Annotated in this window: 11 protein-coding genes; 7 read left to right on the top strand and 4 right to left on the bottom strand. The window is 52.7% G+C overall.

Annotated elements, in window-relative coordinates; all coding sequences use genetic code 11:
• Positions 1 to 5 precede the first annotated feature (5 nt).
• The 6 genes from rlmKL to rmf all read left to right on the top strand — a co-directional run bounded on the left by rlmKL (position 6) and on the right by rmf (position 7,931).
• Positions 6 to 2,114 carry a bifunctional 23S rRNA (guanine(2069)-N(7))-methyltransferase RlmK/23S rRNA (guanine(2445)-N(2))-methyltransferase RlmL gene (rlmKL, locus tag MRY16398_RS19050; protein ID WP_039078577.1) on the top strand — a complete coding sequence of 703 codons (2,109 nt, stop codon included), beginning with the start codon at positions 6 to 8 and terminating at the stop codon, positions 2,112 to 2,114.
• Positions 2,115 to 2,126: 12 nt separating this feature from the next.
• A complete protein-coding gene (locus tag MRY16398_RS19045) occupies positions 2,127 to 4,034 on the top strand; it encodes an ABC transporter ATP-binding protein (RefSeq protein ID WP_125125005.1) in 1,908 nt (635 codons plus the stop codon).
• 14 nt (positions 4,035 to 4,048) lie between these two features.
• The gene (pqiA, locus tag MRY16398_RS19040) at positions 4,049 to 5,302 is read left to right on the top strand and encodes a membrane integrity-associated transporter subunit PqiA (protein ID WP_039078579.1); all 1,254 of its coding nucleotides are present in this window, start codon (positions 4,049 to 4,051) and stop codon (positions 5,300 to 5,302) included.
• 4 nt (positions 5,303 to 5,306) lie between these two features.
• Positions 5,307 to 6,947: an intermembrane transport protein PqiB gene (pqiB, locus tag MRY16398_RS19035; RefSeq protein ID WP_039078580.1), complete on the top strand. Its 1,641-nt coding sequence runs from the start codon at positions 5,307 to 5,309 to the stop codon at positions 6,945 to 6,947.
• A complete protein-coding gene (pqiC, locus tag MRY16398_RS19030; protein WP_071194678.1) occupies positions 6,944 to 7,510 on the top strand; it encodes a membrane integrity-associated transporter subunit PqiC in 567 nt (188 codons plus the stop codon). Before pqiB ends, pqiC begins: the two co-directional genes overlap by 4 nt.
• Before the next feature lie 253 nt (positions 7,511 to 7,763).
• Entirely contained in the window at positions 7,764 to 7,931 is a 168-nt protein-coding gene (gene rmf, locus MRY16398_RS19025) for a ribosome modulation factor (RefSeq protein ID WP_039078582.1), read from the top strand.
• Positions 7,932 to 8,021: 90 nt separating this feature from the next.
• Here the strand turns inward: rmf and fabA are convergent, their stop codons facing one another.
• Positions 8,022 to 8,540, bottom strand: coding sequence for a bifunctional 3-hydroxydecanoyl-ACP dehydratase/trans-2-decenoyl-ACP isomerase (gene fabA, locus MRY16398_RS19020; protein ID WP_039078583.1), 519 nt, complete (start codon positions 8,538 to 8,540; stop codon positions 8,022 to 8,024).
• A 69-nt stretch (positions 8,541 to 8,609) separates the two neighbouring features.
• Entirely contained in the window at positions 8,610 to 10,370 is a 1,761-nt protein-coding gene (locus MRY16398_RS19015; RefSeq protein WP_039078584.1) for an AAA family ATPase, read from the bottom strand.
• A 183-nt stretch (positions 10,371 to 10,553) separates the two neighbouring features.
• Here MRY16398_RS19015 and matP point away from each other — a divergent pair, with 183 nt between their 5' ends.
• Positions 10,554 to 11,006 carry a macrodomain Ter protein MatP gene (gene matP, locus MRY16398_RS19010; protein ID WP_125125004.1) on the top strand — a complete coding sequence of 151 codons (453 nt, stop codon included), beginning with the start codon at positions 10,554 to 10,556 and terminating at the stop codon, positions 11,004 to 11,006.
• A gap of 72 nt (positions 11,007 to 11,078) precedes the next feature.
• Here matP and ompA read toward each other — a convergent pair whose 3' ends face one another.
• Positions 11,079 to 12,122, bottom strand: a complete 1,044-nt coding sequence (gene ompA, locus MRY16398_RS19005) for a porin OmpA (RefSeq protein ID WP_039078586.1) — start codon at positions 12,120 to 12,122, stop codon at positions 11,079 to 11,081.
• 366 nt (positions 12,123 to 12,488) lie between these two features.
• Positions 12,489 to 12,989 (bottom strand): SOS-induced cell division inhibitor SulA, encoded by a 501-nt coding sequence (gene sulA / locus MRY16398_RS18995; RefSeq protein ID WP_039078587.1) that lies wholly within the window; start codon positions 12,987 to 12,989, stop codon positions 12,489 to 12,491.
• Positions 12,990 to 13,078: the final 89 nt, after the last annotated feature.

Here is a 13,078-nt window from a genome sequence, read left to right as displayed (position 1 = left end):
ATTTTATGATTTCTCTGTTTGCCAGTACGGCCCGTGGGCTGGAAGAGCTATTAAAAACTGAACTGGAAAACCTGGGCGGGCAAGAGTGCCGGGTGGTTCAGGGGGGCGTCCATTTCCATGGTGACACACGGCTGATTTACCAAAGCCTGATGTGGAGTCGTCTGGCCTCGCGCATCATGATGCCGCTCAGTGAGTGTAAGGTTTACAGCGATCTGGACCTTTATCTCGGCGTGCAGGCGATTCCGTGGACGGAGATTTTCAGCCCGAACGCCACCTTTGCGGTGCATTTTAGCGGCCTGAATGAAGAAATTCGTAACAGTCAGTATGGCGCGCTGAAAGTAAAAGACGCCATTGTCGATAGCTTTACGCGCAAAAATCTGCCGCGTCCGAATGTTGATCGTGAATCGCCGGATTTACGCATCAACGTCTGGCTGAACAAAGAGACAGCCAGCATTGCGCTCGACCTGAGTGGTGAAGGGCTGCATTTGCGTGGCTACCGTGATGGCACCGGTATGGCGCCAATCAAAGAAAACCTCGCCTCGGCGATTGTGATGCGCTCTGGCTGGCAGCCGGGCACGCCGCTGCTTGATCCGATGTGTGGTTCCGGCACTTTGTTGATCGAAGCGGCCATGTGGGCTACCGACCGTGCACCAGGTTTACACCGCGGCCGCTGGGGCTTTGGCGGCTGGGCTCAACATGATGAGGCAATCTGGCAGGAAGTGAAAGCCGAGGCGCAGACCCGCGCGCGGGCTGGGCTGGCTAATTACACATCGCATTTTTATGGCTCCGATAACGATCCTCGCGTCATTGAGCGTGCGCAGCGTAACGCCCGCCGTGCTGGCGTTGGCGAGCTGGTCACTTTCGACGTAAAAGACGTGGCGCAGTTAAGCAACCCGCTGCCAAAAGGGCCGTATGGCACGGTTATCAGCAACCCCCCGTACGGTGAGCGTCTGGAGAGCGAACCGGCGCTGATTGCCCTGCATAGCCTGCTTGGTCGGACGTTAAAATCGCAGTTTGGCGGCTGGAATCTGTCGTTGTTCAGCGCCTCTGTCGATTTGCTTAACTGCCTGCAATTGCGCGCTGACCGTCAGTTCAAGGCTAAAAATGGCCCGCTGGATTGCGTGCAGAAAAACTACCACCTGGCGGAAAACACCGGCGAAGCAAAAGCGCCGGTAATGGCTGAGGATTATGCCAACCGTCTGCGTAAGAATCTTAAGAAACTGGAAAAATGGGCGCGTCAGGAAGGCATCGAATGCTACCGCCTGTACGATGCCGATTTGCCGGATTATAACGTGGCTGTCGATCGCTACGGTGACTGGGTGGTAGTGCAGGAGTATGCGCCGCCCAAAACCATTGATGCGCAAAAAGCGCGTCAGCGTCTGTTTGACATCATTGCCGCTACCATCGCCGTGCTGGGTATCGCGCCGAACAAGCTGGTGCTGAAAACCCGTGAGCGGCAGAAAGGCAATAACCAGTATCAGAAGATGAATGAAAAAGGTGAATTTATCCAGGTTAGCGAATACAACGCCAAACTGTGGGTGAACCTGACGGACTATCTTGATACGGGCCTGTTCCTCGACCACCGTATCGCACGCCGTATGCTGGGCCAGATGAGTAAGGGGAAAGACTTCCTGAATCTCTTCTCTTACACCGGCAGCGCGAGTGTACACGCGGGGCTTGGCGGCGCGCGCAGCACCACGACCGTGGATATGTCGCGTACCTATCTGGAGTGGGCGGAGCGCAATTTGCGTCTCAACGGCCTGACCGGTCGTCCGCACCGCCTGTTACAGGCCGATGTACTGGCATGGTTACGCGAAAGTGACGAGCAGTTCGATCTGATTTTTATCGATCCCCCTACATTCTCGAACTCAAAACGTATGGAAGACTCTTTCGATGTCCAGCGCGATCACCTGGCACTGATGAAAGATCTTAAACGTTTGCTGCGTAAAGGCGGCACGATCATGTTTTCAAACAACAAACGCGGTTTCCGTATGGATACTGAAGGGCTGGCTACGCTTGGGCTCAAAGCACAAGAAATTACCCAAAAAACGCAGTCGCAAGATTTCGCCCGTAACCGTCAGATCCACAACTGCTGGCTGATTACCGCAGCCTGAAAGGATAAATAGATGTCATTAATTAGTATGCATGGCGCCTGGCTGTCGTTTAGCGATGCGCCCCTCCTCGATAATGCCGAACTGCATATCGAGGATAACGAACGTGTCTGTCTGGTAGGACGTAACGGCGCGGGCAAATCGACGCTGATGAAAATCCTCAACCGCGAACAGGGGCTGGATGATGGCCGCATCGTGTACGAACAGGATTTGATCGTGGCACGTTTGCAACAGGATCCGCCGCGTAATGTCGCGGGCAGCGTCTACGACTTTGTGGCCGAAGGGATTGAAGAGCAGGCGGAGTACCTCAAGCGTTATCACGAAATTTCGCATCTGGTGATGACCGATCCAAGCGATAAAAACCTGAACGAGATGGCGCGCTTACAGGAACTGCTGGACTACCACGGTCTCTGGCAGCTCGAAAACCGTATCAATGAAGTGCTGGCACAACTGGGTCTGGAAGCCGACATGCCGCTGGCGTCGCTCTCGGGCGGCTGGTTGCGTAAGGCGGCGCTGGGCCGTGCGCTGGTCAGCGGACCGAAAGTACTGCTGCTCGATGAACCAACAAACCACCTTGATATCGAAACCATCGACTGGCTGGAAGGGTTCCTGAAAACCTTCAGCGGTACCATTATTTTTATCTCGCATGACCGTTCCTTTATCCGCAATATGGCGACCCGCATTGTCGATCTGGATCGTGGCAAACTGGTGACCTATCCCGGCGATTACGACACTTATTTGCTGGAAAAAGAAGAAAACCTGCGCGTTGAAGAACTGCAAAATGCGGAGTTTGACCGCAAGCTGGCGCAGGAAGAAGTCTGGATCCGCCAGGGCATCAAGGCTCGCCGTACCCGTAATGAAGGCCGCGTGCGCGCATTGAAAGCCATGCGTCGCGAACGCAGCGAACGCCGCGAGGTGATGGGCAGCGCGAAGATGCAGGTGGAAGAGGCAAGCCGCTCGGGCAAAATCGTCTTTGAGATGGAAAATGTCGACTATCAGGTGGACGGCAAAGTGCTGGTCAAAGACTTCTCTGCTCAGGTTCAGCGCGGCGACAAGATTGCCCTGATCGGACCGAATGGCTGTGGTAAAACCACGCTGATCAAACTCATGCTGGGTCAGTTGCAGGCCGACAGTGGGCGCATCCATTGCGGTACCAAGCTGGAAGTGGCTTACTTTGACCAGCACCGCGCGGAGCTCGATCCGGACAGAACGGTGATGGATAACCTGGCGGAAGGTAAACAGGAAGTGTTGGTGAACGGTAAGCCACGCCATGTGCTGGGCTACCTGCAGGACTTTCTCTTCCATCCGAAACGGGCGATGACACCGGTTCGCGCGCTCTCTGGCGGTGAACGTAACCGACTCTTGCTGGCACGTTTGTTCCTGAAACCCAGTAACTTATTGATTCTCGACGAACCTACCAACGATTTGGATGTCGAAACGCTGGAGCTGCTTGAAGAGCTTATCGACAGCTACCAGGGCACTGTTATGCTGGTCAGCCACGACCGTCAGTTTGTCGATAACACCGTTACGGAGTGCTGGATTTTCGAAGGCGCGGGACGGATTGGTCAATACGTTGGCGGTTATCATGATGCGCGTGGTCAGCAAGCGGCATCGCAGGCATACAAAGCCGCATCCGAGAAGAAAGTTGCCGAAGCTTCGGTTAACAAAACAGAAAGTGTTAAACGAACCAGTAACAAACTAAGCTATAACCTGCAACGTGAGTTGGAACAACTGCCGCAAAAGCTGGAAAAGCTGGAGGCGGAACTGGAAACATTGCAGGCGCAGGTGGCAGATGCCAGCTTTTTCAGCCAGCCTCACGACCACACGCAGAAAGTATTAGCCGAACTGGCTTCGGCGGAACAGGCGCTGGAAGAAGCGTTTGAACGCTGGGAGTATCTGGAGGCTCTAAAAAACGGCGCATAACTCAGGAAGTCAGTATGTGTGAACATCACCACGCCACACGGCATATTTTATGTACCCAGTGCGATTTACTGGTGGCTTTGCCCCCATTACAGCATGGTCATAAAGCGGCTTGCCCTCGTTGTGGCGCCACATTAACCACGCAATGGGATGAGCCCAGACAACGGCCCACCGCGTATGCGCTGGTGGCGCTGTTCATGCTACTGCTTTCCAATCTGTTCCCCTTTGTGAATATGAAAGTAGCAGGCGTCACCAGTGAGGTGACGCTACTGGAGATTCCAGGCGTGATGTTCTCGGAAGATTACGCCAGTCTTGGGACGCTCTTTTTACTTTTCGTTCAGATGGTCCCGGCATTTTGCCTGGTGACCATACTGCTGCTGGTCAATCGCGTGCCGATGTCGCAGCAGACCAAAACGTTTCTGGCGCGTATCCTTTTCCAGCTTAAAACCTGGGGTATGGCAGAGATTTTTCTGGCCGGCGTGCTGGTGAGCTTTGTCAAACTGATGGCCTATGGTGATGTGGGCATCGGCAGCAGCTTTATTCCATGGTGTCTGTTTTGCCTGCTACAACTGCGTACCATGCAGTGTGTGGATCGTCACTGGCTGTGGGATGATATCGCCCCTGCGCCGGTGCCGGTCGCGCCGTTGCGCGTTGGTGTGCCGGGCATTCATCAGGGATTACGCAGTTGCCCATGTTGCACCGCCATTGTGGCGGCGGATGAACCCGTCTGCCCGCGTTGTCATACCAAAGGCTATGTCAGGCGCAGAAACAGTCTGCAGTGGACGATGGCGTTACTGGTGACGTCGATCTTGCTGTATCTGCCCGCCAATATTTTGCCGATCATGATTACCGATCTATTGGGCGATCAGATGCCATCGACGATCCTTGCCGGGGTGATTTTACTCTGGAGCGAGGGGTCGTATCCGGTTGCGCTGGTGATTTTCATCGCCAGTATCATGGTGCCGACCTTGAAAATGATCGCCATCGCCTGGTTATGCTGGGATGCGAAAGGCCACGGCCGACGAGACAGTGAACGCATGCACTTTATTTATGAAATCGTTGAGTTTGTTGGGCGCTGGTCGATGATTGATGTGTTTGTCATCGCCGTGCTCTCCGCGTTGGTGCGCATGGGAGGATTAATGAATATTTATCCGGCCATGGGGGCGCTGATGTTTGCGCTGGTCGTCATCATCACAATGTTTGCGGCAATGACGTTCGATCCCCGCCTGAGTTGGGATCGCGAGCCTGAATCGAGCCATGAGGAGTCGTAAGAACATGGAGAAAACCAGTGGGGAGGCGAAAGTGCAGAAAGTTAAAAACTGGTCGCCGGTATGGATATTCCCGATCGTCACGGCCCTCATCGGTGCGTGGATCCTTTTTTACCATTACAGCCACCAGGGGCCGGAAGTCACCCTCATTACCACCAATGCCGAAGGCATCATCGGGGGTAAAACGACCATCAAAAGCCGCAGCGTGGATGTCGGCGTGGTAGAGAGCACGACGCTGACGGACGATCTTACCCATGTTGAGATTAAAGCGCGCCTGAATACCGGGATGGAAAAGTTGCTCTACAACGACTCCGTTTTTTGGGTGGTTAAACCGCAGGTTGGCCGTGAAGGGATCAGCGGGCTCGGGACATTACTTTCTGGCGCCTACATCGAGCTCCAGCCAGGGAAAAAGGGCAATCAGCCGGAGAGATATAACCTGCTTGATTCGCCGCCGCTGGCACCGCCGGATGCAAAAGGGATTCGGATTATCCTGGACAGCAAAAAAGCGGGGCAACTCTCTCCGGGCGATCCGGTACTTTTCCGTGGTTACCGGGTCGGCTCTGTCGAGACAAGTACTTTCGACACGCAGAAACGTACGATCACCTATCAGCTTTTTATTAATGCGCCAAACGATCGTCTGGTCACCAGCAACGTGCGTTTCTGGAAAGACAGCGGTATCGCCGTTGATTTAACCTCTGCCGGAATGCGGGTTGAAATGGGATCGCTCAGTACCCTGTTTGGTGGTGGCGTGAGCTTTGACGTGCCGGAAGGGAATGAACTGGGCGAACCTGTTGCTGAAAAAACGGCGTTTATGTTGTATGACGACCAGCGCAGTATTCAGGAGTCCCTGTATACCGAACATATCGATTATCTGATGTTCTTCAAAGATTCGATTCGCGGTCTGCAACCCGGCGCGCCGGTCGAGTTTCGCGGTATTCGCTTGGGGACCGTGGCAAAAGTCCCGTTCTTCACGCCAGAAATGCGTCAGAAATTGAATGATGATTACCGGATACCTATTCTGATTCGTATTGAGCCTCAGCGTCTGATTAGCCAGTTTGGCGGCGATCCTAACGTGGATGAGCATATTACCGAGTTAATGAAACGTGGCCTGCGTGCGGCGCTGAAAACCGGCAATATTGTGACGGGCGCCCTGTATGTCGACCTGGATTTTTATCCTAAAGCACCACCTGTCACCGATATGCCGGAATTTGGTGGTTATCGCATCATCCCGACGGTCAGCGGCGGTCTGGCGCAGATTCAGCAAAAACTGATGGATACGCTGGATAAAATTAACAATCTGCCACTTAACCCAATGATCGAGCAGGCGACCAATACATTAACGGCGAGCCAGCAGACGATGCGCCGTCTGCAGACGACACTCGATAATCTGAATAAGCTGACAGCCAGTCAGTCTATGCAGCAGTTGCCAGCAGATATGCAAAATACGCTGCGTGAGCTCAATCGCAGTATGCAGGGCTTCCAGCCGGGGTCGGCCGCGTACAACAAGATGGTGGCGGATATGCAGCGTCTTGATCAGGTGTTGCGTGAGCTACAGCCGGTGCTCAAAACGCTGAACGATAAGAGTAATGCGCTCGTATTTGAAGCGAAGGGTAAAGACGATCCGCAGCCGAAGAGGGCGAAAGAATGAAAAAAGGAATGATAGCGCTTCTGGCCATGCTTCTGACGGCGTGCAGCGCGAGCGGTGATAAGAAGAGCTATTATCAGCTACCATCACCGCCGCAATCAACGGTGACGCAAAGTGATGCGCGTGGGCAACACCTGCTGTGGGTTGAGCAGGTGACGGTGCCGGATTATCTCGCAGGAAATGGCGTGGTCTATCAGACAACCGATGTGCAATACGTTATTGCCACCAATAACCTGTGGGCGAGCCCGCTGGACCAACAGCTTCGCACGACGCTGGTGGCGAATTTAAGTAACGCTCTTCCCGGCTGGGTTGTGGCTTCGCAACCGCTTGGCAGTGAGCAGGATACGCTCAACGTCACCGTGACCGGCTTTCATGGTCGTTATGACGGGCGGGTTATCGTGAGCGGCGAATGGCTGGTTAATCATCGTGGGCAACTGATTAAGCGTCCTTTCCACATTGAGCTTAAGCAGCAGCAAGACGGCTATGACGAGATGGTGAAAATGTTGGCCCAGGCGTGGCAACAGGAATCGGCAAGTATCGCCAGCGAGCTTAAACGTCTGCCATAGTAAAATTGACTGCATTATCTACGCCGTCAGGTCATTTTTGTCTGACGGCTTTTTTATTTTGTGCTCAATTCATTACCTGTGCTGGTTCACAGTTTTTGTACAAATGAACTTCTGTTTAGGTCACATTTATGACACTGGCGTGAATTTTGCGCATTGACGACAAACCGTATCCAGGGTATTCGTAGCCTGTGGTTGCATACTTAGTAACCACTGTTTTCTTTTCCACCAGACCAAAAAATGAGGGAAACGAGGCATGAAGAGACAAAAGCGAGATCGCCTGGAACGGGCACATCAACGTGGGTATCAGGCCGGAATCACCGGACGGCCAAAAGAAATGTGTCCTTATCAGACGCTGAATCAGAGATCCGAATGGATGGGAGGCTGGCGAGAAGCCATGGAGGACAGGGCCGTCATTGCCTGATTCTGTCTCTTTAACAAGAAACCTCCGCATAGCGGAGGTTTCGCTTTTTTGCCCAACGCCATTTTGTGGCGCGTTACACGGCAATCAGCATCAGAATGCAGAGGTGTCCTGGAACAGGCCCACTTTCAGGTCGGTCGCAGTGTAGATAACACGGCCATCAACCAGCACTTCACCATCGGCCAGGCCCATCACCAGACGACGGTTGATGACGCGTTTGAAGTGGATACGGTAGGTGACTTTTTTCGCGGTCGGCAGAATCTGACCGGTGAATTTCACTTCGCCTACGCCCAGCGCACGGCCTTTGCCTTCGCCACCGAGCCAGCCCAGGTAGAAACCAACGAGCTGCCACATAGCGTCCAGACCGAGGCACCCTGGCATTACCGGGTCGCCGATAAAGTGGCAACCAAAGAACCACAGATCCGGATTAATATCTAATTCAGCTTCAACATATCCTTTGTCGAAATTCCCACCGTTTTCGGTCATTAACACCACACGGTCCATCATCAGCATGCTTGGAGCTGGTAATTGTGGGCCTTTTTCGCCAAACAGCTCTCCGCGACCAGAGGCAAGAAGATCTTCTTTTGTATAGGATTCGCGTTTATCTACCATGTTCTATGTAAGCCTTATTGTGAGTTTCGGACGCAGGATAGCTAACACGTGTACGCTGAACAAGTCCGATCAGTTGGGACTGAACCAGCTAAGCCAACGAAGCGGCCACGGATAACGGTGACGAGCGTCTTGTTGCGTCGCCTGGGCGATACGCTCCAGGATGGTCTGCTTCAGTGTAGTTTGTCCTTCTGCATCCCAGACCAGTCTGGTCAATAAGGGGAGTGCATCCATGACATCTTCTATGGCCCAGATAGAGAATTGACCTGCCTTGACGGCATCCAGCAACTCCTGGCGCAGACAAAGATGGCGCACATTGGCAACGGGTATGATCACCCCCTGGTTGCCGTCCAGACCACGAGTCTGACAGATAGCAAAGAATCCTTCGATCTTTTCATTGAGCCCACCCACAGGCTGGGCGCGACCAAACTGATCCACCGAACCGGTGATAGCGATACTCTGGCTGACAGGGACATCCGCCAGGGCGCTGATCAAGGCACACAGTTCAGCCATCGAGGCGCTGTCACCGTCCACTTCACTGTAAGATTGCTCAAAGGTCAGCGATGCGGAGAACGGGATCTGTTGCTCAAGTTCCAGTTCAGCCATCAGGAAAGACTGCATTATCATCATGCCTTTCGCATGAATGTTGCCGCCGAGTTCCGCTTTACGTTCAATGTCGTTAAATTCGCCATCGCCGATGTGCACAACGCAGCTTATACGTGAAGGTTCGCCAAATGCACGTGGATGTCCCGGAAACTCAACCACTGACAGGGCATTGATTTGACCGACCTGTTCACCTTCAGTCTCAATGAGGATCTGCTCTAACAGAATTTCATCTTGCATGCGCTCCGCCAGATAGCCTTCTCGCCATTCACGCTGAGTAAGCATGGTGGTAAGCTGCTCAGCATCAAATGTCCGGGCGTCGGTCATAGCGGACACTTCGCCTAACTGGCGGGTTAACCATAGCGGGCAGAGCGGGAGCGTCTCTTGATCGCCGGTATAACGAACGGCTTCCCGAATCAGTACCGGCCACGCATCTGCAGACGGTGAAGGCAATTCTGCCTCCCGGGCGACCAGTTGAACCCACTGACACCATTGCGCCAGTGTTTCCGCATCGCTAATCTGCAGGTTGTCTTCGTATTCGCTATAGATAGCTTGTTCGGCAAGCTCTGGTTCCATCTCCTGGAAATCAGCCAGCGAATCGCGTTCACCCACGAGGATAACCCGAAGATCGAGCGGCAATGACGGAACTGACACGGGCAGGGGACGAGACTCATCAAATGCAACCCAGTCAAAACGACGGCGCGTCACCATGGTTTTTAAACGCATCCACAGTAAAGGTTGCGCCAGAAGGGTGCGCAGAGAGATAACCAGCGTGCCACCATTGGCCTGATGTACCAGCCCGGGCTGCAGGGTAATCTCGTTATTGAACTGGCGCAGGCAACCAAACAACTGCTCAGCTTCAACCCAATCGGCAATAACTACCTGGTTTTTACCGGCAAAATTGGCTTCTGCGTTTTGTGCGGGGGTAAGCGTAACTGTCGCACCATTAACCTGATAGTCGCCACCTACAACGTCGATCTCCTCGGGCTGCAGCGCTGACACTGCCCCGGCGAGGATCGTCAGGTACTCTTCTTCTTCTGGCGCTTTGGCCAGCATAAAGCGTGACGTCGCCGCAGGATGAAGCAACTGTTCCAGCGCATAGTGTAATCGGGGTTGGGTATCGCCCAGGAAGAAGACCGTCTCGTCAGTGAGTGCGGACTGCTTAAACACATCCTGATAGCTCTCGGTATCCGGAGTCAGTTCATTCCATTCAAGTTTTGTAATGGTCAAAGTCGTTTTTTTAGTCTGATGTAAAAGGCGGGATTATACCGTAAACGCATGGGCAGCACACAGGGAATACACGTTTTCCCGTTGCAGATATGTTGTTGGGATAGACAGAATGTGATTTCTTTTCAGCAGAGCAGAAAAAAACTGATATTCTGAACAGAGTTACACGGTAACGTTGAGATCGCAATGAAATATCAACAACTGGAAAATCTTGAAAGCGGCTGGAAATGGAAGTATCTGGTGAAAAAGCACCGGGAAGGTGAGCTTATTACAAGATATATTGAAGCCAGCGCGGCCAAAGAGGCCGTCGATTTATTGCTAACCCTCGATAATGAACCCGTGCAGGTGAATGCCTGGATTGAGCAGCATATTAATCCGTCTCTCATGAACCGCATGAAACAGACTATTCGGGCGCGGCGCAAACGCCATTTTAATGCCGAGCATCAGCATACTCGCAAGAAATCAATCGACCTGGAGTTTGTTGTCTGGCAACGTTTGGCCGCTCTGGCACAGCGTCGGGGCAAAACCCTTTCGGAGACCATTGTGCAGTTAATTGAAGATGCCGAGCATAAAGAAAAATACGCCACCACCATGTCGTCACTGAAACAGGATTTGCAGGCGCTATTAGGCAAAGAGTGATTTTTTGTACAATTGGTTTTGTTCAGGCAATAAAAAACCCCGCATCACGGGGTTTTTTTACAGCACGTGAACTTAAGCCTGAGGCTGAGTTACAACGTCTTTGCTGCCACGAACTTCGATTTCTACACGACGGTCCGGCGCCAGGCAATCGATCAGCGCAGGGCGCGCTTTCACGTTGTCACAGGTGCTGCCAGTAACCGGCTGGGATTTGCCCATGCCACGTGCAGAGATTTTGTTCGCCGGGATACCTTTAGAAACCAGGTAATCAACAACGGACTGAGCACGTTTCTCAGACAGACCCTGGTTGTAAGCGTCAGAACCGATACGGTCGGTGAAGCCCAGAACCACTACGGAACCGTCTTTCGGATCCAGGTTGCTCAGCTGACCATACAGCTGATCCAGTGCCTGCTGACCTTCCGGTTTCAGAGTCGCTTTGTTGAAGTTGAACAGGACGTCAGACTTCAGAGTGAAGTGTTTGGTCTGTACTTCCGGAGCCGGAGCCGGAGCCGGCGCAACTACTGGCGCTGCTTCTTCCTGCTGGCCGAAACGGTAGGAAACACCTACGCTCAGCATGCCGTTGTCCGGACGGGTACCAACGGTGTTTGCATCACCGATGTTGTTAACCCACTGGTATTCCAGACGGGTAGCGATATCACGGGTAACTGCCCACTCAACACCACCAGCGAATACCGGGGAAACACCAGTGTCGTGGTCTTTGAAGCCGCTGTTGTCTTTAGCGTCTGCACGCCATACCATGCCGCCCAGACGGGTGTAGATATCCAGATCGTCAGTGATCGGGTAACCCAGTTTAGCGGTCAACTGTACGCCTTGAGCTTTGAACGCACCGTTTACGTTGTCGCCTTTGTATGGCATACGACCTAACCAGTCGTAACCCATTTCAAAACCAACGTACGGGTTAACCTGATAGCCACCGAACGCACCTGCACCAAGCTGGCTTGAATGGGTCGGGCCGTCGTTCGCAATGAAGCCGGTGTCGTGGAACTGAGACCAGCCCAGTTTGCCACCTGCATACCAGGTATTATCTTTCGGAGCGGCCTGCGCTACGGTAGCGAAACCAGCCAGTGCCACTGCAATCGCGATAGCTGTCTTTTTCATTTTTTGCGCCTCGTTATCATCCAAAAATCGCCATGAAAATCTCGATGAGAAGTCACGGTTAAATCCTTCACCGGGGGCGTTGCTCATCAGTCCCTATAGAGATATCTTCACGATATCTTTGGCTTATGCCGAGCACCCCTGGCGATGTAAAGTCTACAACGTAGTTGAAAACTTACAAGTGTGAAGTCCGTCAGGCATATGAAAAAAAAGGCTTTGTATACACAATATTTAACACTTTTGCGGAACTATTCGCCAGTTCAGTTGCCTTACAAGTCGCCTGAACCGGGCGCTGGCGGCGTATTTCGCTGATTACACGGTAAACCTTGTCAGACAGAAAAATAATGCCAGGATTTATCCTAATTTTACTCAATGATACAAATTTGAGTGAATTTTTATCCCGGAATGCTGTCTCGCAGCGAGAGGATTACATTGTACTGGACGCATAACGAAGCCTATAGCGTTCCCTTCTTCGGCTGCAATCGCCAGACGGCGGTGTTCTTCTTCGGTCAATTCTTCGGCATGCCAGCCAATCACAACGCTATAGTTGCCTGTACGTAACGCGCGAATCATTGATTCCAGCGTAAGGCAGGGAGAGAGCTGACTGATCTGCATAACTTTAGTCAGCGGCAGGCCTGCCGACAATACCCATTCACGGCTTAATTTTTGTTGCGGCGTTAACCAGAGCTGCCAGCGCGATTGTTGACCCAGTTGCTGTAATAACGGCAACAGCAGCAATTGTGTCATGCCGGGCTGATCTTCGCGATAAACAACCTCACTGATCAGACCCGTAGAAGCCTCAATGGCCTCTGCGCTGTGTGCGGAAAGAAATTGTGTTGAACGATTTGCACGGCTTAATGAATGGTACATGATCAACCCAGCCCTGTTAGTTACTGTATAAACATACAGTAACCCCTGGACGTTCAAAGATCAACCTCATTTTCTGAAAGCATCTCGCA

It is taken from the genome of Phytobacter sp. MRY16-398, from assembly GCF_003925915.1.
GTDB lineage: Bacteria > Pseudomonadota > Gammaproteobacteria > Enterobacterales > Enterobacteriaceae > Phytobacter > Phytobacter diazotrophicus.
Note: the sequence above shows the minus strand (reverse complement) of the source record. Positions and strands in the feature narration are given on the sequence as shown.

What these genes read in the sequence shown, in the direction of transcription:
- pqiC (WP_071194678.1), top strand. Translation starts at nt 6,944, where the DNA reads ATGAAAAAAGGAATGATAGCGCTTCTGGCCATGCTTCTGACGGCGTGC.
- pqiA (WP_039078579.1), top strand. Translation starts at nt 4,049, where the DNA reads ATGTGTGAACATCACCACGCCACACGGCATATTTTATGTACCCAGTGC.
- pqiB (WP_039078580.1), top strand. Translation starts at nt 5,307, where the DNA reads ATGGAGAAAACCAGTGGGGAGGCGAAAGTGCAGAAAGTTAAAAACTGG.
- sulA (WP_039078587.1), bottom strand. Translation starts at nt 12,989, where the DNA reads ATGTACCATTCATTAAGCCGTGCAAATCGTTCAACACAATTTCTTTCC.
- fabA (WP_039078583.1), bottom strand. Translation starts at nt 8,540, where the DNA reads ATGGTAGATAAACGCGAATCCTATACAAAAGAAGATCTTCTTGCCTCT.
- MRY16398_RS19045 (WP_125125005.1), top strand. Translation starts at nt 2,127, where the DNA reads ATGTCATTAATTAGTATGCATGGCGCCTGGCTGTCGTTTAGCGATGCG.
- matP (WP_125125004.1), top strand. Translation starts at nt 10,554, where the DNA reads ATGAAATATCAACAACTGGAAAATCTTGAAAGCGGCTGGAAATGGAAG.
- rmf (WP_039078582.1), top strand. Translation starts at nt 7,764, where the DNA reads ATGAAGAGACAAAAGCGAGATCGCCTGGAACGGGCACATCAACGTGGG.
- ompA (WP_039078586.1), bottom strand. Translation starts at nt 12,122, where the DNA reads ATGAAAAAGACAGCTATCGCGATTGCAGTGGCACTGGCTGGTTTCGCT.
- rlmKL (WP_039078577.1), top strand. Translation starts at nt 6, where the DNA reads ATGATTTCTCTGTTTGCCAGTACGGCCCGTGGGCTGGAAGAGCTATTA.